19 protein-coding genes are annotated in these 18,866 nt (G+C 56.3%); 12 read left to right on the plus strand and 7 right to left on the minus strand.

The window, feature by feature from the left end; all coding sequences use genetic code 11:
* Positions 1 to 37 precede the first annotated feature (37 nt).
* From AB1L30_RS26290 to AB1L30_RS26310, 5 genes are all read right to left on the minus strand, one after another.
* Positions 38 to 916 carry an alpha/beta hydrolase-fold protein gene (locus AB1L30_RS26290; RefSeq protein WP_367017894.1) on the minus strand — a complete coding sequence of 293 codons (879 nt, stop codon included), beginning with the start codon at positions 914 to 916 and terminating at the stop codon, positions 38 to 40.
* 102 nt (positions 917 to 1,018) lie between these two features.
* Positions 1,019 to 2,977 carry a M20/M25/M40 family metallo-hydrolase gene (locus AB1L30_RS26295; RefSeq protein WP_367017479.1) on the minus strand — a complete coding sequence of 653 codons (1,959 nt, stop codon included), beginning with the start codon at positions 2,975 to 2,977 and terminating at the stop codon, positions 1,019 to 1,021.
* A gap of 40 nt (positions 2,978 to 3,017) precedes the next feature.
* Positions 3,018 to 4,478, minus strand: a complete 1,461-nt coding sequence (locus AB1L30_RS26300; protein WP_367017481.1) for a hypothetical protein — start codon at positions 4,476 to 4,478, stop codon at positions 3,018 to 3,020.
* A 23-nt stretch (positions 4,479 to 4,501) separates the two neighbouring features.
* Positions 4,502 to 5,953 carry a sulfatase-like hydrolase/transferase gene (locus AB1L30_RS26305; protein ID WP_367017483.1) on the minus strand — a complete coding sequence of 484 codons (1,452 nt, stop codon included), beginning with the start codon at positions 5,951 to 5,953 and terminating at the stop codon, positions 4,502 to 4,504.
* Between the two features lie 30 nt (positions 5,954 to 5,983).
* On the minus strand, positions 5,984 to 6,511 hold the full coding sequence (locus AB1L30_RS26310; RefSeq protein WP_367017485.1) for a TadE/TadG family type IV pilus assembly protein: 528 nt from the start codon (positions 6,509 to 6,511) through the stop codon (positions 5,984 to 5,986).
* A gap of 346 nt (positions 6,512 to 6,857) precedes the next feature.
* On the opposite strand from AB1L30_RS26310, the gene AB1L30_RS26315 reads away from it, so the two are divergent.
* The 12 genes from AB1L30_RS26315 to AB1L30_RS26370 all read left to right on the plus strand — a co-directional run bounded on the left by AB1L30_RS26315 (position 6,858) and on the right by AB1L30_RS26370 (position 16,970).
* The gene (locus tag AB1L30_RS26315; RefSeq protein ID WP_367017486.1) at positions 6,858 to 7,043 is read left to right on the plus strand and encodes a hypothetical protein; all 186 of its coding nucleotides are present in this window, start codon (positions 6,858 to 6,860) and stop codon (positions 7,041 to 7,043) included.
* 24 nt (positions 7,044 to 7,067) lie between these two features.
* The gene (locus AB1L30_RS26320; RefSeq protein WP_367017488.1) at positions 7,068 to 7,601 is read left to right on the plus strand and encodes a hypothetical protein; all 534 of its coding nucleotides are present in this window, start codon (positions 7,068 to 7,070) and stop codon (positions 7,599 to 7,601) included.
* Between the two features lie 180 nt (positions 7,602 to 7,781).
* Positions 7,782 to 9,251 (plus strand): hypothetical protein, encoded by a 1,470-nt coding sequence (locus tag AB1L30_RS26325; protein ID WP_367017489.1) that lies wholly within the window; start codon positions 7,782 to 7,784, stop codon positions 9,249 to 9,251.
* Positions 9,251 to 10,462: a hypothetical protein gene (locus AB1L30_RS26330; protein WP_367017491.1), complete on the plus strand. Its 1,212-nt coding sequence runs from the start codon at positions 9,251 to 9,253 to the stop codon at positions 10,460 to 10,462. The genes AB1L30_RS26325 and AB1L30_RS26330 overlap by 1 nt, the downstream gene beginning before the upstream one ends.
* Positions 10,463 to 10,499: 37 nt before the next feature.
* A complete protein-coding gene (locus tag AB1L30_RS26335) occupies positions 10,500 to 10,943 on the plus strand; it encodes a hypothetical protein (protein WP_367017493.1) in 444 nt (147 codons plus the stop codon).
* An 89-nt stretch (positions 10,944 to 11,032) separates the two neighbouring features.
* Entirely contained in the window at positions 11,033 to 11,335 is a 303-nt protein-coding gene (locus AB1L30_RS26340; protein WP_367017495.1) for a hypothetical protein, read from the plus strand.
* Between the two features lie 136 nt (positions 11,336 to 11,471).
* Entirely contained in the window at positions 11,472 to 11,822 is a 351-nt protein-coding gene (locus AB1L30_RS26345) for a hypothetical protein (RefSeq protein WP_367017496.1), read from the plus strand.
* Positions 11,823 to 12,067: 245 nt separating this feature from the next.
* Positions 12,068 to 12,640 (plus strand): A24 family peptidase, encoded by a 573-nt coding sequence (locus AB1L30_RS26350; RefSeq protein ID WP_367017498.1) that lies wholly within the window; start codon positions 12,068 to 12,070, stop codon positions 12,638 to 12,640.
* Between the two features lie 49 nt (positions 12,641 to 12,689).
* A complete protein-coding gene (gene cpaB, locus AB1L30_RS26355; RefSeq protein WP_367017499.1) occupies positions 12,690 to 13,613 on the plus strand; it encodes a Flp pilus assembly protein CpaB in 924 nt (307 codons plus the stop codon).
* Positions 13,614 to 13,691: 78 nt separating this feature from the next.
* Entirely contained in the window at positions 13,692 to 15,005 is a 1,314-nt protein-coding gene (locus AB1L30_RS26360) for a CpaF family protein (protein ID WP_367017501.1), read from the plus strand.
* A gap of 27 nt (positions 15,006 to 15,032) precedes the next feature.
* Entirely contained in the window at positions 15,033 to 15,974 is a 942-nt protein-coding gene (locus AB1L30_RS26365) for a type II secretion system F family protein (protein ID WP_367017503.1), read from the plus strand.
* A 15-nt stretch (positions 15,975 to 15,989) separates the two neighbouring features.
* Positions 15,990 to 16,970, plus strand: a complete 981-nt coding sequence (locus AB1L30_RS26370; protein WP_367017505.1) for a type II secretion system F family protein — start codon at positions 15,990 to 15,992, stop codon at positions 16,968 to 16,970.
* A 6-nt stretch (positions 16,971 to 16,976) separates the two neighbouring features.
* Here the strand turns inward: AB1L30_RS26370 and AB1L30_RS26375 are convergent, their stop codons facing one another.
* Positions 16,977 to 18,167 carry a tetratricopeptide repeat protein gene (locus tag AB1L30_RS26375; protein WP_367017507.1) on the minus strand — a complete coding sequence of 397 codons (1,191 nt, stop codon included), beginning with the start codon at positions 18,165 to 18,167 and terminating at the stop codon, positions 16,977 to 16,979.
* Between the two features lie 62 nt (positions 18,168 to 18,229).
* Positions 18,230 to 18,838 (minus strand): hypothetical protein, encoded by a 609-nt coding sequence (locus AB1L30_RS26380; RefSeq protein WP_367017508.1) that lies wholly within the window; start codon positions 18,836 to 18,838, stop codon positions 18,230 to 18,232.
* Between the last annotated feature and the right edge of the window lie 28 nt (positions 18,839 to 18,866).

Genomic DNA, 18,866 nt, shown 5'->3' on the forward strand with positions numbered 1-18,866 from the left:
AAGTGTGGTAATTGGAAAAGCGGGAGTTCGTCGAACCTTAGTTCTGGCTGACGACATCGCTCCATAACCAACGCATCGTGTCGGGGAAGATCGCTCCGCCGTGACGACCACTATGCTTGCCAACGCCATACTCGAACTTGTAGTCGTAGCCGGTGAACTTCAAAGCGGCAGCCATCTGCTGATTGGCCAGCGGCCAGTTGCCGTGCAGATTGTCGAGATCGTTTTCACCATCCTGCAGGAAGACCTTGATCGGCTTCTTTTCGGTCTTGCGAATGATGGCTGGATAAACGTGTCCACCCCGGATGTTGGTGAAGCTGCCAATGTGGCTGACCACTTTGCCGAACTGATCGGGGCGTTCCCAGGCTGCCGTGAACGCACAGATGCCACCGGAACTGTTCCCACAAATCGCCCTGTGCTTCGGATCGCTGCTAATGTCGTACGACTTGCCTACCTCGGCCAGAATCTCTTCGGTCAGAAAGCGGACGTACTGATCGCTGAGTGTGTCGTACTCGAAGCTACGATTCTTGCGTGGGTTCTGTCCTTCTTTCGCGGGCGGAATCACGCCTGGCTGAATGAACACACCGATCGTTACCGGCATCTCGCCTGCGTGGATCAGATTATCGAACACAATCGGCACGCGGGTATGCCCCTTGTCGGCAACGAACCCGGCCCCGTCTTGAAACACCATCAAGCAGGCAGGCTGCCCCTTCTGATATTGCTTCGGCACGTAAACCCAATAGTCACGCACGGTCCCTGGGTAGATCTCACTCTTATCCCAAACGTGCTTCGTGACGGTTCCCTGAGGAACGCCTTCTTTGCGTTCGGCATCGGGACCAGGCTGGTATTGTTCGTCTTGAGCGAACGAAACCGAGGCAAACAGACAGAACAACAGCGACAACGGGGCGAACGTTCGCAGCATGACAATGGTCACTTGTGCAGGGAGGATGGGATGGGGAAGGAGGCCAGACGTGCCCCATCAGCCTAATCGGTTCCCGCGCGCGACTCAAGCCAGCCGGCGTTACTTGGGGAACTCGACTTCGAGCTCCAGTTCCAGCATCCCACGCATGATACGCACCGGAATCTTTTCGCCCAGCGGGGCAGCCCGAACGATATCGCGCAGACGTTCGATCGATTGCACTTTCTGGCCGGCCCAACTCAGCAGCAAATCGCCACCACGCAGGCCGGCCACTTCGGCGACGCCTCCTTTGGTGACTTGAACGATTGGCAAACCACTGGTCGTCGGATCGCCGACGTTCACACCCAGGGCGCGACGTGTTTGTTCGGGGTCTTTCTTCTCGCCACCAGGCTTACCAAGCCCCAGCCCGCCCAGATAGATATCGAGCATCGAGCCTTCCGAGCCCACCACAGGATGGATCTCGTCGACAATCAAATGCTTGAGGATATCGATATTCATCGCCACGATCTTGCGAATGCCGGGCACATTGATGTGCTCGATATCGTCGCTGGGGCGATGGTACTGCGAATGGAACCCGGTGAAGTCATGCATGACCGGAATGCCGCGACCGTAGAACGAAGCATGATCGCTTGGCCCATACCCACCAGGAACCTTGGCCAAGGTGATTCCTTGTTTCTCAGCGGCCGCATCAACCCAGCCTTCGAATTCTTTGGCCGTATCGAAGCCGTAAAGTGTCAGCTTCTCTTTTCGTAGGCGACCCACCATGTCGTAGTTGAGCATCGCCTTGGTATTCTCGATGTCGAACAGCGGATGCCGCACATAATATTCGCTGCCGATCAAACCTTGTTCTTCCGCGGCGAATGCGATGAAGAGCATCGTTCGCTGGTCAGGGCCATCGAAGGCGACGCATTGCCGCACCGTTTCCAGCAGCGCGACCGTGCCGGAGGCGTTGTCGTCGGCACCGTTATGAATGTCTTTCGTCCAGGGAGCAAGCGAGCCTGAGCCACCACGGCCAAGGTGATCGTAGTGGGCACCGACAACGACCACTTCCGAGGCCAACTTCCCTCGGCCAGGCAACACGCCTAACACGTTCTTTTGCGTACGCTTGGAAGTTTCGACATCGATCTCGCCCCGGACTTGGACGCCAGCCAGGTCGAACGAGTCAGGCTTCAGATCTTGATCGACCTTCCGTTCCCACTCTGCCAGCGAAGGCTTACCGGCCTGCTTTAGCATGGCGTCGATCATCGAACGTTTGATATGCACCACCGGGATCTTCGACTCGAAATCGAGTGGCATCCGAATTTGAAACGACAGCAGCTTATCATCCCCACTTCCAGGTTTGCTCAGTGCGGCCTCGTCGGTCACGATCAAGATTGCCGCGGCATCGTGCTCGATCGCGTTGACGATCTTGGTCGACAGATAGGCAAATTTCGAGTTGCCGCTGCCAGCGAACTTTTGCGTCTTACCGGTTTGGTCTGGCTCGTGCCGCAGGACGACGACCGCCTTCCCTTTGGCATCGAAATTGGCGAAGTCGTCGTAGCCATCGCGCGGTGAAGTGATTCCGTAGCCGGCGAATGCCAGTGGCAAGTCGAACGTGCCAGTCGTGGTTGGCGAAAGAGGCTGATAGTCGCTCTGCGGAACTTCGATCGTTGTTCCATCCGCGGCGACAAGCTGCAATTGGTTTTGTTCGCCGAGATTGACTCGATCCCGTTTCGAGAAGACCTGAAACGGCTTGCCTTCGATCAAACGCGTATTCAGTCCGGCCAGTTCAAACTGTTCGGCAATGTACTGCGAAGCCTCTTCGAGGCCGTCGGAATAGGGGCCGCGACCTTCGCGTTCGTCCGACGCCAGGTAATCAAGATCGTCCGCAATGCGGGACTCGACCGCGGCATTGGCGACGTCGAAATGAACCGCCGGGCGAGGCTTCTCGACTGGTGCCGTTTCCGCAGAAGGAGCAGCGGCAGTTCGATCGGCGGCGGAGGTCTCTTGCTGCTGGCAACCGGTCAGGCAAGGAATCAGACCGAGGAGAAGCAGAAGCAAGTTCGCCGCAGAGATTTTCATCGTTTGAAAGCCTTCGACCAGTCGGTCTCGGTTAGAAACATTACGGCGCACAGCGGAAGATATCGACACGAATCAATCGGGCGTCGTCTTCGTCGCAATTAAAGTATGCCGTCGCCTTGGCACTAACGCCCCACGGTCCCAAATTAAACCCGCCGAGAGACTTCACGACACTTTCGACACCGATCGTGGCCTGGGTTCGGACGGCGAAGTAGTTTCCATTAACGCCACTTCCAATTTCAACCCAAGATTGTCCGTTATTTCCAGCAGAAGATGTGGGCGGGCAAGGTAGATCCATGATTGGCAGTTCGTGAGGAACAACATGTCGAAGGCCAAGTGCGTCCAATACTGGCCCCGCGTTATCGCGTTCCTCGGCTCGCTTTCGGCACTGGCCAGATGCTCCACCCGTAGTGTCGTCGATTAATGTCCCAACCTCAGGGTTCGAGGTATCGCCGTTGTAATAGACACGAATTTCGGCGATTCCCGCCAACCCGTCGCCATCGACTTGAGATGAACTTCCTAAACTAGCGCTTACAGCGGCACCAAAACGAAATCGCTCGCCGGGCTTCAATGCATCAACACCATCACTCCCTTGGAATTCCATTCGGAGAATATGATAAGGATTAGGTGGGGTGCCGGGGGTAATAGTGGCATGGTCATACGAGTAATTGACCACGACACTGCGGGACACAAAGGTCCCTCCGGAAGCCGAGGCGTAGAAGAAGTTATCGGGCTGCGTCAACGGAAGCGAACCGCCACTGTAAGTGATGGCATAGTTTCCAGTCGTCGCATTTGAAGTCTGTGCCGTGTTAAGCGGAAAGACGTATCCAGTCGATGAAACACCGTCATACCAGAGGGAAGGATCGACATCGATTTCGATCATAGTAATCCGCCGATTTCCGGAGATTGAGGATGCTGTCGCCCGATAAGAAATCCCCCATTGATTGCTATTACCACTCTTCAACTGACCACTACCAGAAGCATCGACGAGCACGCTTCCGTTGGAACAACTCGGCTCGACACCGGCGTTAAAGGTAACGGTATTTGGCGCCCCATCTAAGTTAGTAATCGCCCCGAAGACCATCACGCCAGGCTGTTCGAAGTCGTCGTAGTCGCTGATATCCGTGCAGTAGAAATTGTCGTTGATGTTGGCGGCGTTGTAATTGAGTTGATTTGTGCCGTTGGTGAACGCACTGTTCAAGGTCATGTCGGTCAGGCTCACCGGCACTCCGCGCACGGGATTATTGATCGAGAATTGATTTCCGAACTGTCGTGCGGCCAAAGTATCGCCACCACCAGTCTCCGCCCAGCGCTTCACAGCGGCCAGCGCATTCGCTTCGAGGCTTTGTTCCAGTTCCAAGCGAGCCAACCAGATGTTGCCGATTTCGACAGCGAACACCAGGAACAACAGCAATGCGGGAAAGGCGATCAGCAGCCACAACAACGAAACGCCACGGCGGGCGCGTTGCGAAAGAAAGCTGAGTCGTCGCTCGAAGTTCATCATGGGAGGTGGTTGGCTCAAGGAGTTTATCGCGACTCGACTGGTCCGTGCTCAGCCAGTGTTTTCAAAATATCAGGATGCTTGGCGGCCACATCGGTCTGCTCTTGCGGATCGTCCGGCAGATAGAACAACTGCGTGGTCGGCCCCATCACCACCTTCCATGGTCCCTGGCGAATGGCCACATGCTTCGGGTCACTCGGGTTCGACCAGCGAAAGACCCGTTGCGTTTGAATCGGCTCGCCATCCATCCATTTCAAAAGCGAGTGTCCATCGTTTCGAGGAACACGACTGCTGTCGACCGCATCACCCAGGGTCGGCAAGATATCGATCAGCCCAACTGGGGCATCGATGCTGGCGACGCCCTTGTGATGCGAGCGGTAGATCATCAAAGGAACTTGCAGGTTGTCTTCGGTGAGGGCCAACTGATCTTCAACTGGCGAAGCGTTGGCCGCAGGAAGCCCCACGACGACCATCATCATCTGGCGGCCATTGCGGGCTTCGTCCAAGGCATGGAAGAGTCGCCCGACCAGGCGATCGATCTCGGCAACCTCGGCGGCACGCTGCTTTTCATCCTTCGCCGTCAGCGTGAAATGGAACTCGATGAAGGTTGGCCGCTTGGAAGGTGTGTTGGCCAACAGTTCGCGGGCCTGTCCGAGCAGAAGCTTTGCGGCAGAAACGTCATCATTAGGGTCGTCATTCAGATTGGTGACAATCTTCGCTTCAGCACCATTAAAGCTGAGTTTCTCGGGCAGGCCACTTTCCGGATTCAGGGCCAGTTGGACCTGCTCGTCATAGTAAGGGAGATCCTGGACACTTAGCCAATCACTGCCATCCATCAACAAAGCTCGATAGCCCGAATTCCACATCATTTCAGCAATCAGGTTATTGCGGCTTCTTCCTGCGCTAAAACTGCTGCCGGAAAGAAGCATGTGTTGCGCGATTTCAGCGGTGGGTCCGGCGTAGCATGACTGAAAGACAGTTCCCTGTTCAGCGAGAGCTTCCAGGAGAGGGGTCTTTCCAGATTGCGCATAAAAACCGACGTCCTCCTTGGTTGCGCCTTCCAAAACCACCATCATGATCAGCGGCGAATTTTGGCCTGGGACACGCATCTGTCGATTCGCATTTCGAAGTGCACTGCGGATTTCGGACTTGATCCCCGAGAGACGTCGGTCGGCATCGACCAGTTGATCTCGCAGTCCACCTTCGGCGTCCTTAAAGACCTCGCCGTGCGAAGCGAGCATGCCATCGAGCGACCGTGTAAGACTGTTCTGCATGTTGGAGACATGCACGTCATCGTCACCAGAGAAGTCGTCGTCCGAACTGCCCAAACCGGTCGGATCGATTTGCAAATCGCCTTCGCCCGGTCCCGTCGCTTTCGCGGAAGTACCAGAGTCGGAACGTGCGAGATTCGACCAGAAGAATGCCCCGACAATGACGAGCACCGCAACCAGGACGATCGATCTACCTATCCAATACATCTGTATGAATTCTTCCGCTATTCGTTCGCTCTAAGGCACTAATTCGTGACGAAATAGGCTGGTTTCCGAGACGTATCGAGAAGAGAAGTCAACGCCGAAAGGAGCCATAGTATTCGGGGTTAAACGCGTTGCCGGCAAGCAAACGGTGACTTGAACAAACTGAGCGGTCAGGGTCGGCGGGGTCGGTGGATCACAACCCGTTCCGACAGAAGCAATGCCAGCGACATCCATCCCGGCGCCGTTGTCATAGACCAGGTATCTCAGGTGCACCGCACCGACTCCCTGGATCGTTTCGCCACTGTCGATCAAACCACTTTCTTGCAAAACTTCGTTGATCGCGGCGAGCACTTCCGGGGGTGGATCCGTATCACTAGGGTTGATGACTAATTCCGTCGCGGCGAGGGCGCCGGCGCGGCTGGCCATCTTCAGCGTTTGCTGATTTGCTTGCAGCAGCCCGAACTGAACCACGGCAAACAGTAAGATCAACAGCACAGGCAGCCCAAGGATAATTTCCAAGAGACTGGCGGCTCGTCGCTTCATTTTGCGCGTCTGCACCATTGAAGAATCCATTTCCCCCTAAGAACACGTGATTGAATACCTATAATTGCCAATCGCGCGTTTTCAAAACGAATTCCGGCATGAAGAGTGACGCCGGAACCTCTTTCCCAGATGCCCTATTTAGCGAAATCGCTCAGGCTGGTTCATTTTTTTCAAAATACCAGGGTTAGCCAGTTGAAACAAGGTTTTCCGCTTTTAAACTGAGACCTGTTCCATTCGTGTCGGTTAATCAGATTAATCTAACGCATTTGGGATCGTCTTGGGACTTTATGGGGATTTTTCTCAAGCCCCATCGGCAAACGTAACCTAAGACGGGCAGCAACCCTTCATGGCAGTAGGATCAACCATGAGTTGGATCAAACAAAAAATTCGGCAGCTGGCGGGCGATTGTCGGGGAAGTGTATTCGTCGAATACCTGCTCCTGCTCACGATTGTGGGGATCGGCGTTATCGCCGGATTGGCGACCGTTCGTGGATCGTTGTTGAACGAGCTTCTCGAACTTGCGGAAGCCATCACCAACTTGTCTCCGTAAGTCTTGCTTCAGCAAGACCTACAGATGAACGGTTTTCAGTCGTTTCGGGGGAGCGTACTGGTGCAGTCCTATCCACAATCCGGGCTCAAACAGCGCAGATCGGGCATCCAAGTGCTCGAAGTGTTGCTGCTGTTCCCTGTGTTGCTGATTGCCACACTCTCTTTCTTCGTGCTTGGCCCGACGGTAACCATCCGTCAGGCGGTTCAACATGCGGCTGAGGAAGCAGCTCGCGAAGTTGCCAAGAAGACCGGAACTCAGACGACCGACTTCATCGCCACCGACGTGGTGAACGAGAGTCTCTCTGTCCATGGCCTGGTGCTCGGTACAAACACTGGCGTCCTGGTCGTCGTAGAGGAAGACAATCTTGTGACCACCGTCGGAGATACCTCCCTGGCAACGGCACCCGCAGCGGTTCCTTTTGCCAACCCAGATCAGGTGATCGTGACGGTATATGTCTCGGTGGATGATGCACCGATTCCGAACGAGCTCAGCAATATGGGCTTCGATATTTCCGGTCGCCAGATCTCACACCGAACCACTGCCTTCCGGGACAGTTAAGCGTTCAAGCCAAGCCAGATTCGCACGGATTCGCGAATCCTTTCCTAGCACGGATGCCATCAGCAACCCACCTTGTTGTCTGTCGGCGCCTTGTCCACATTACGCGAAACAACCATCGATACCGACCAATATGAGCTGGAATCCCTGCTCAGTGATCGGTTCGTGCTCTCTTGGCGACAAATGTCCGTCGTCGGAGTGGTTTGCGCGTTGTTCTTGTTGATCAGCTTCACGCCTCTCACCTCGCACACGACTTGGTCGCTGGCGACGCGTGGCGAAGCGATCCTGGCAACCGGCTCGCTGCCAACAACCGATGTGACCCAGTCGCTGTCGCAAGGGTTGCCGGTTCATGAAACGGCCTGGCTGAGCTCGATCTTCTGGGCAATCATCGCTCGCCAATCGTTTGAGGCCATTACCTGGGCCACAACGATCCTGGCTTCGATCTCCTTAATCACGATCGCTGTATCCCTTTGGATGCGAACCCGCAACTCACTGTTCACCGGAACCGGGACCCTGTGGTTCGCGATTTTTGCCTGGGGATCGCTCGGACTCGGAAGTGCCACTTTGCTGGTACTGCCACTCTGGATCTCCTTAATCCTGCTCACCCTGAAGGATCGCTGGGCACCGTCGATCATGACCGCAATCGTCCAGGTCGCCGTGATCGTCTTATGGGCGAACTTCGACGCGTCGGTCTTCGTAGGTGTCGGTTTCCTGGTGTGTGTCGCGATTGGCAATGCAGTGCAATTGCTGGTCGAACATCACTTTCAGTCGAAGCCCCTGCTGACCGATCGCCGCTTCCAAATCAGTCTTATCACGGCCGAAACCGCCATCGTGGCGACACTGTTCACGCCACTGGGTACCGGTCTTTGGACCGACCTGTGGCAGAATTTCTCGGTGATGGGCACTCTGCTCGACTTCGTCACCCCTGTTGGTGTTTGCTGGGTCGTCTTGTTCGTCACGATCGGTATTTTGATCGCGAAACGAACGGACAATCGCGTGCTGGTCGAAGCTGGCGTGGTCGCAGTTTTCGGTCTTCTCGCACTGCTGGCGGCCGACATGATTGTTTGGCTCGGCCCGCTGACGGCGTTGGTTTTGATTCCTCGCCTGCAACAAGCATTGTCGATCGGGGTCGATCCAATCATTGCTCCGGCGATGGAAGAAGCGGATGGCAAGCCACCCGTTTTGCGATTCGCTTACAGCCTGGGTGCCGTGCTGCTGATCTGGATTGTCTTCGCCTTGTCTCCCCTCAGCGGTTCGCTGTTGGGTCGAGAACCACGGGCCATCGGCAATCTGTTCAAGCAAGAAGTGCCCCTCGCGGCGACCGCTTATCTCCGAAAGAATCCGGTGGAAGGACGCGTCTTCGCACCAGCGATTTGGGGCGACCTCCTTCGCAGCGATTATGGTGGCCAGGCCGATGTCTTCGCGACCAGCTCGATGAAAAACCTGCCGCAGCAGGCCAAGTACGACTACAACCGCATCACGCGAGGCGAATCGATCTGGCAGGAAGCATCGCAGCGATACAACATCGATGCACTGGTCGTCGACAAAACCACGCAAACCGCGATGCTCGAGACCGTTCGCGAACCGAACGAGAACTGGCACGTCGGCTTCGAAGATGACCGTTCCCTCGTACTACGGAGGAACGGTTCCTAATGTCGAACGCCCAACCAAAGCATGGCATGGCGAACGCCGTTTGGCTGTTCGCCCTTTCGCAGTTGTTGCTGATCACCGGCATTGGTGTGACGGCGGTTTATTCGCTGCCGACCGAACCAGTCAAGCTGCCGGAATTTCAGAACGAGCCGCGCAATGTCGTGCTGAAGTACGATTGGCCGCAGGTCATCACCGACGAGCAGTTGACCGCGACGATCACCAAGCTTCGTCCGCAATTGCGTCAGCCGCGTCCCAAGATCAACTATGTCGATCACGCACTTCGCTGCTGGGGTGTGAGTGCCACGTTCGAGGATCCGAATTGCCTGAGCGGCGCCGAGATGTTGGCGATACTGACCGATCAGAACGCCTTCCAAGAGACCTGGGGGGGCGAAACGGCTCCGCTGCTGCTGGAAGGCGAATTCGGTCCTGGCTTCCGTACTCGCGATGGCAATGCGACTTCCAGTCACGTCGACCACACGCTCGGTACGCTGGCCGAAATCGGCATCACGCTTGATGCCCTGATCGTTCTGGGCAAAGACTCGCGGAACTACACCGTTCGCGATTTGCTGGAAGCAGCGATGCTCGACTTCCGGATCAACCAGCAAGAGTACGAGTGGACCACGGTCGCCGCGGCGTCGTATGCCACCGGCCCGACCTCTTGGATTTCGCAAGATGGCGAACAGGTCACCTTCGACATTCTGGCTCGCCGCTTGATGCGACAACACTGGAATGAAGGCGTTTGCTACGGCAACCACCGGCTGTATTCGCTGGCGATGCTGCTGCAATTCGACGACCAGGTCGGACTGTTCCAAAACGAAGAAACCCGCGACCTGATTGTCGCGCACTTGAACGAAGCCACGACCCGTTTAATCCGCAGCCAATCGACTGAAGGCTATTGGGATCAAAACTGGCCAGATGCATCGATTCCTGCTCGAGAAGCGGAATTCGGCGACGTCACGATGCGTCGAACCCTGGCCACTGGCCATGCCCTGGAATGGTGGGCGATTGCTCCGGCCGAGGTCTTGCCACCTCGCGAAGTCATCGTTCGAGCAGCTCAGTGGCTGGTTGTGGAAGTCGATCAAATGGAGCCCAAGTCGGTGGACGAGAACTTCACGTTTCTCACCCACGTCTGCCGGGCCCTGTGCTTGTGGCGTGGCAAGTTCCCGCACGAGCTAACTCCCCTCGCAAGTCCATCCACCGGCGCGGAAGGATAACCGCCGGAACTTGATATTGAGATATAGGTAAAACCTCATGTTGAACGTGATGAAGAAACTTTGGAATGACGAACGTGGTTTCGTCAATTCCACAGAACTGATCCTGATCGCCACCTTGGCGGTGCTCGGCCTGATTGTTGGTCTGGCGTCGCTGCGTGACTCGGTCGTTCAGGAATTGGGTGATTCGGCAGCCGCCGTGGGTCAGGTCAATCAGTCCTACAGCGTCTTCGTCGACAGCAATGGCGCCGTAAGCGGCCCCATCATCACTGCCGCTGGTGCGAACGGCTTCGTGACCGTCGAACGCGACTTCACGATCAACGGTCAGCCCGGCGTCTCGGTGACCTCCCGTTTCCGCAACTATCAGTACACCGATCGCCGCGATATTGGTGATGGCCAAGATACCGCAGGCAACCCACCTCCGACGATCGTCAGCATCGGGCCGGATGCTCAAGAAGAGGGCGAAGCCCTGGGAGGCCCATAAATATGAACAGGAATCGCAACGCTAATTCGATTCGATCTCGGAACCTTAGAAAACGTCGTGGTAGTGCGAGCGTGATGGGCATCATTTTTATGATCGCACTCCTCGCGATTGGTGTCATCGTGGGAGCCGCTTCCCTACGTGACTCCATCGTCCAAGAGTTCGGCGACATCTCCGTGGCCCTGGACCGTTTGAACCAGACCTACAGCTATCGCATTGAACTCGATCCGGACGGTAACGGCCCAGCCGCTCCGCAAACCATCTGGTTCGCCAATTACACCGACCCGCTTCCAACCTTGGAAGACAATGTTGATGAACCACCCGCAGGGATAACCTTTGTCGAGCCTACCGGCGGCGAATCGCCGGTGACTCTCCCTGTTGGTTCGGTTCCATAACCAAATCACTTTTTGTTTGGAGTGAACCTTCTCGCCAAACCGGCAGCAAACGAATCGAGGCGGTCGATTCGGGGACACGTCAGCAGGTGAGAAGAACATTTTTTCGTGTGTGTTTTTTCCCTAGGAGAATGAGCTAATGAGCCTCATTAAGCGTTTGTGGAATGACGAAGCTGGTTTCGTCGTTTCCGCTGAATTGATCCTGATCTCGACCATCGCCGTTATCGGTCTGATCGTTGGTCTGGACTCGGTCCGTAATGCCGTCACCAGCGAACTGGCTGACGTTGCCGGCGCTATCCAGAACGTCAACCAGTCGTACGTCTGGAACTCGGTCACCGGTCACGCTTCGGCAGTTTCCGGTTCGGACTTCATCGACCAGACCGACTTCTGTGACGAAGGCGAAGACACCGCCACTTCGGACCTGGCTTGCATCGCCCACACCGTCGGTGCCTTCGAAGAAGGTGCTACTCAGGCTGTGCCAGTTCCTTAATTGCGACTTTGACATCGCATGACAAACTCGTCGTTGGCGATCGCAACATTGCCAACGACAACAACAAGGTGATGTTACTTGCCGGCTTGACGATTGGTTCAGGCCGGCAGTTTCACCTTGCCCCAGATTTGGCCTTAGGAATAACCGCCATTCCTTAGGTCAGCCTGTGTTGGACCCTTAAGAGATTTACATCACGGAGACTTAGCGTCGAACACAGCCTGACTTAAGGCGTGTGAAACGTCCGAATGTTATTTTTCGAGCATCCCAATTCCATGATTCCACAACTAATCGTCCTGCTTTGTGTCGCCGCGTATACCCTGATGGGCTGCGCGTGGGACCTGAAAACAAGACGCCTCCCCAACTGGTTAACCGTGACGTCTTTCTTCGCCGGATTGGTTTTCCACGGCGTAGTCGGCGCACTGTCTGACCAGGGTTTCCTGGGAGGGTTATTGTTTTCGCTGGCAGGTTTCGGCATGGGATTTGGCATTCTGTTCGTCATGTTCGCCATCGGCGGCGGAGCTGGCGGAGACGTCAAATTCATGGGAGCGCTCGGAGCATGGGTTGGCTGGAAAGCCATCCTGGTCATTTTCATCGGCAGCGGTCTGGTCGCAGCGATCAGTCTGGTTGTCGTGGCTGTTTGGGGACTGGCTTTCGGTTCACCAGAACCTAAAGAGGGGGAAAAGCGAGGTTCGACCCTCGCTAACCGCGTGGTCCCTTACGCAATTCCGGCAACCATTTCAGCCTGGCTCGTGCTGGGTGGGTTATTCACCTTGAAATGGGTAGCGATGTCGGGAACCCCAATTACACTGGAAAACTAAATCAAGAATTGTTGCGAGTGATTCGCACATACTCGGAGTAGACGAGAACATGAGGGTAAGTCCGGGAACACTGCTTTTGGGCGTCGTCGCAGTCATGTTTGGACTGTTAGGAGCGTACATCGTCCAGAAGAATATGCAGAAGCCACAAGTGGTGGCTGTGGATAACACAGTCAAAACTTACATCGTGCCGCGGTCCAGCATGGACCTGAAGGCAGGCCGCGAAATCACTTTGGGCGACATCGTCATTCATCAAATGACATCCAAGCAAATTCAGGATGCTGGTCTGCCACCGATGTTCATGGGTGATACCAGCAACATCATCGGCCGCACTCTGCGAGTCGATCTGCCACGCGGGTCGTCGTTCGATACGCATCTCTTCTTCCCAGAAGGGACCGGCCCGAGCATTGTCGAATCGCTCGATCCAGGCATGCGAGCCGTGACGATCAAGGTTGCCGCCGACGAAGCGGTTGAAGGCTTTGCTACGCCAGGTACCTGGGTCGACGTGCTCTTCCGCAGCGAAGAAGACGACGCAGCCGATCTGCCAGAAATGACTGTCAGCCTGTTGGAAGGCGTCAAGGTTCTGGCTGTGAACAGCACCACCACCGAAATGCGAACCATCCGTGGTCAACGTCAGGCCATGGATCGCACCTCGGTCACCTTGGCCGTTTCGCCAGACCAGGCCGTCGCTCTGCGAGTGGTGGAAGGTCGCGGCACGATGGCTTTGGCCCTGCGTCATCCAGACGACGTGAACCCAGACGGCCAGTTGGCAGGCATGACGATGGATCGCCTGTTGAACCGACCGATCTCGCGGGAACGCATCGAAGTCTATCGTGGTCACAACATTTCGCAGGTCGAGTTCCGTGAACGATTCCGTCACAACTTCGACCCGCAGCAACTAGCCAACCAGAATGTCAACAAGCAGGCCAAAGCCGATCCTCCGGCCGACGCCAATCGTGCGGACGCGGTGAAATAAGCTCCGCCGCCCTGTCGGTAGCCGCGGGTCCTTTTCGACGCGCGGCTTCGCTTCTCAAAGAATGGAATTGGCCCGGTTATGATTCGTTTCAAATCTGCTGCTAAGACGGAAGATTCGCCGCTGAGCGAAATTGAGTTCCAGCGTCTGAAGTCCGACATTCACGAGCAACTGGTCGAATCGCTCGACTTGTCGCTGGTCGCGCGGATCGACGACGAGCGGATGCGTAGCAACGTCCAGAACCTGGCCCAGGAAGTTATTCGCGATTATCGTCCGAAAGTCGCAAAAGACCTGCACGAGCGTCTACTGCATGAACTGCAGGACGAGGTCTTCGGCTTGGGTCCGCTCGAACCATTGATGAGCGATTCCACCATCAGCGATATCCTGGTGAACAATGCCCATGAAGTCTTCCTGGAACGTCATGGCCGTCTGGAAAAGTCGGACATCGTCTTCGCCGACGACGCTCACCTGGTGCGAATCATTCAACGAGTTGTGGCCCGCGTCGGTCGTCGCATCGACGAAGTAAGCCCAATGGTCGATGCTCGCCTTCCCGATGGTTCGCGTATCAATGCCGTGGTTCCGCCATTGGCTCTCAACGGACCGAAGCTTTCCATTCGTCGCTTTGGTGTCGAACATCTGCAGCTCGAGAAACTGCTTGAGAACGGATCGATCAGCCAGCCGATGGTTTCCTTCCTGGAAGCCGCGGTCCAAGGCCGAGTCAGCTTCATGATCTCGGGCGGTACCGGTGCCGGTAAGACGACTTTGCTCAATGCCCTCAGCAAGTCGATTCCGGACGACGAACGTATCGTCACGATCGAGGACTCGGCAGAACTGATGCTGCAACATGCTCACGTGGTTGGCATGGAAACCCGTCCTTCCAACTCCGAAGGCAACGGTGCTGTGACGCCTCGCGACCTGGTTCGCAACAGTCTGCGTATGCGACCTGACCGCATCCTGGTCGGTGAAGTTCGTGGTGCGGAAGCACTCGATATGCTGCAGGCCATGAACACCGGTCACGAAGGTTCGCTCACCACAATTCACGCCAACGACGCCGTCGACGCCCTGCACCGTTTGGAAATGATGGTCGCGATGGCTGGCTTTGAATTGCCGATCAGCGTGATTCGTCGCTACGTCGCCAGTGGTATCCGCGTGATCGTTCACGTTGCCCGTTTGAAGGGTGGTGTCCGTAAGGTGACGCGTATCGCCGAAATCGTCGGCACGGCCGATGGCGAATACCAACTACACGACATCTTCCGGTTCGAGCACCAGGGCCTCGACGAAAATGGCAACGCCAAGGGTCGCTTCGTGACGACCGGTTACCGTCCACGCTGCGTCGATCGTTTCCTGGAATCTGGCGTCGAAATCGACACGAACATTTTCCAGGCCGACGCCTAGTCGCCCCGATCAGAAAGAGTTCCCCCCGTGGATCAACTTGCTTTAGCCCTGAATGCCAACTCGCTGCCGATCTTCGTGTTCGGTGGGATTGCCGCGGCTTTGGGCGCGATGCTGATGGGCTTTCGCGATCTGTTCTCGTCGCGTGACTCGCGATTGATGGCATCGCCTATCCTGAAGAAACTGCCTGCCCGAATCGAAGCTGCTGACGAAACAGCGGTTGGCCGTTTCGATGTCTGGCTTGAACGTGCCGTCTATATGACTGGCATGAACACCAGCGTCACAATGGCATCGCTGTTGTTCCTGCTGATTGGTTCGACGCTCGGCATGGCGGTGTTTGTCTTCACCGAAGAAGTCAGCTACAGCGTGATCGCCGCCGTGATCGGAATCGTACTTTGCTTCGTCATCTTATCGATCACCTATCAACGGGTCATGAAGCAGTTTGAAGATCAGTTCCCAGGCGCACTCGACCTGTTGGCTCGTGCGGTTCGTGCTGGCGAAAGCCTCGATCAGGCGTTGGTCATGATCGGTGGCTCGGTCAACGATCCTGTCGCCGGAGAATTCCGCCGTATCGCCAAGCACCTGGAAATGGGCCTTTCCCTTTCCGCCGCGATGAAGAGCTTCGCGTACCGCGTCCCTACGATGGACGTTCGCATCTTTGCCTCGGCACTGAGCGTGCACCGCGAAGCAGGTGGTAACTTGCCGAAAACCCTGGAACGTCTCGCTGGCGTGATTCGCGACCGGATGAGCTATCAACGTCAATTGAAAACTGTCACCGGAGCAGGTCGCATCACCGCGACCATCATCTCGGCGCTCGGTCCACTGCTGTTCGTTTACCTGTTTGTCTTCCAGCCGGAATACAGCAGCAAGCTTTGGAACGACCCGACCGGGCGTATTGTTCTGATTGCCGCCGCCATCTCGCAAGTGATCGGCCTGGTGATCGTTTCCCGCATGCTCCGCAGCCGTTATTAAGCGAAAAGTAATCTCATGGATTTGAGCCTGGAAGTTGTCGGCGCGTTTCTCGGAATCAGCATCCTGCTGTTTCTCGGTGGCAGCCTGTTGCTGTGGCTGGGCAGGAACCGCGCGGAAGACTACCTCGAAGCATCCAGCGGTCGCTCGCTCGGTATTTTCACGAAGCTGTTCGCCTACATGGTTCCGATTGCCAACGAGAGTCGCGACAAGCTGCAAACCGAATTGGTTCAAGCCGGTCACTATGGCCGTTATGCCGCAGAAGACTATTTGGCATTGCGTAATGCCGCCGTTTTCGCCTGGCTGATCTTTATGGCAGTAGCCGCGGTGTTGACCATCGACGATGGTGCCGCCACGCAGCAAACCTACCTAATTGCGGGTGGGATCGTTTTGGCCATGATCTGGGGTCTTCCGCGTGTGATCCTGTCGACCACCGCTTCGGCCCGCGTGCGACGCATTCGCTACGGCCTGCCAGACGCGCTCGACATGATTACGATGACCGTTTCGGCAGGTATGCCGCTGCAGCGTGCCATCAAACATGTTAGCCGAGAGCTACATTCTTCGCATAACGATCTGGCCTGTGAACTGACCATCCTGGAAGGTCAAGCTTCGGCACGTTCGCTTGACTATGCCCTGAAAGAATTCGCCAAACGGGTCGACGAACCCGATGTGACTGCGTTGTCGACGCTGATTCATCACGCCGAGCGTCTGGGTGGAAATGTTGCCGCGGCGTTCCATGAGTTCGCCGACAGCATCCGCGAATCGCGACGTCAGCGTGCCGAAGAAGAAGGCAACCGCACCTCGGTCAAGCTGCTGTTCCCGGTGATCTTCTTTCTCACCCCGCCGATCTATGTCCTGCTGCTCGGTCCGGCACTGATGGAACTGCGAGACTTCTCGATGCGAGAAACGGCCCCAGGTGGTGCTTTGAATCAGACCGCAGCCGACGAAGCGGTTTCCGCAATGCGTGGCACTCCGTCAGCAACGGAACCAAGGCCGTAACTAAGCTTACTGCTGCGATGAAGCGGCAGTCTGCAAAGCACTGAGAACCTGGTTCGAGAAGTTCTGAGCGGAAGCGGAAGGGGTCGCGCCGATCGAGCTGGCGGCAGCTGCTGGCTTCTGAACGTTGCTGGCCGTTGGCTGATCCGAGATCTGGTAAACAGCCGGTGCCGTACCCAAGCTCTGCGTTGGAATCTTCAAGCCGCTAGACGGCTGCGAAAGCGTAGCCGAAGTCGCTGGCAAAGCCGAGCGTGTGTCCGCACTGTATTGCACCTGCTGAACACCCTGATTCGACGACTCGCTGAAACGCGAAGCGGACCGAAGTGGATTATTGCTCGAAGCAGTTTCCGCTGCCACGGTTGCAGGGGCCGGTGTGGCCGATGCCAGTGGCGACTGGTTCGCAATCATGCTGGCCGCGGTTGGAATCGTCGTTTGTGGAGCCGGCGATGCTTCGGCGACCAACTCAGGCTGAGCTTGTGGTTCGGCCGAAGGAATCACGTGTGGACGAACTTCCGGACGGTTCGAGACTTCGCCGGTGACCTGAGCAATCTGAACCAAGGCCTCGGCTGCTGGACGTAACCGCTTGTCGATGTCCAACGCACGAATGTAGTTCTTTTCGGCCAGTTCGATGTCGCCTCGTTGGCTTTGGATGTAAGCCAGGTTCGAGTACGCTTCCGCTTCGCTCGATACACGACGGAAGTGGTTCAACGCGACGTCGTACTGTCCCAACTCTGCGTACACGATACCCAGGTTCGATCGGGCCGCTTTGTAGTCCGGATCGGTCGCCAACGCTTTTTCAAGTGTGGCTTGGGCGAGTTCCTGGTTGTCTTGCAGATAGTAAACGTAACCCAGGTCCGACAGAAGCTCGGCCGAAGGATCACCGATAGTCGAAGCTTTGGTCAAATACTCAACCGAGGTTTCGTATTCCCCTTCGCGACCGGCAATCACCCCCATGCGATGCAGCGCCAATTGATGATTGGGCTGCTCGGCCAACACGTGGCGATAGAGCTTTTTCGCCGTCGGATAGGCACCATTGCGTTCCGAAAGACGAGCCAGGCTGATCTCCTGGGCGAATTGATTCTTCGGAGCGGACTCCGATTTGGCGAACATGGACCCTGCGCCGTTGCCGGTCGTGGCACATCCGATGGAGGCCAGACAGGTGGTGATCATGACGATGGAAAGAACAGTTCGGCAGTTCATTCGGCTCATCTTCTTCAAAGGGGGGCGCAAGATCCACTGATTACCGCGAGGGCGACTCTTCTTTAGAAGAAGCCGCCGCCAAATCCACCACCGTAGCCGCCGCCACCGAAACCACCGCCGCCATAGCCGCCCTGGCTTCCGTAACGCATGCCACGCTGATAAGCCGCAGCAGCTTCCGATCCGGACAAACCTTCCGAGAAGGCCGGAGCGACAACGACTCGCGATTCCGCATCGGCAACACCCATGGCCGTCAAAGCAGCCACGATGCAGCGACGTCGCTTTTCGTCCAGTTCGTCGTTGAAGTGAACCGGGTATTGGTGATCCTTGCCAGGTTCTGGCGAGGTCTGGCTGCGTTCGACAACCACCGGCAGTTCGTCGCCTCGCAGCAGGTTCGCTGCGATTTGCTTGACGTGATCTTCGCCGTAGTCGTTCAGCTTCCAGGCATTCTTCTCGCCCTTGCCTTCGATGAAGTTAGGCTCGAATTCATGCTGATAGATGACGTACTTGGCAGCTTCCGCATTCAGTTCCTGAGTGCGGTTCATCTCGTCGATCGACGCCCCAAGCGTGGTCGGAGGAGCCGGTTCGATTCGGCCGCCACTTTGGCATCCAACCAGGCCAGCCGTCACCAGGGCGAGCGTCAGGCCTCCAGCAGTACGATTGAATAGGGTCATCTTGGCTATCCTCAATGTGTTTTCGTCG

It is taken from the genome of Bremerella sp. JC817 (assembly GCF_040718835.1).
Classification (GTDB): Bacteria; Planctomycetota; Planctomycetia; order Pirellulales; family Pirellulaceae; genus Bremerella.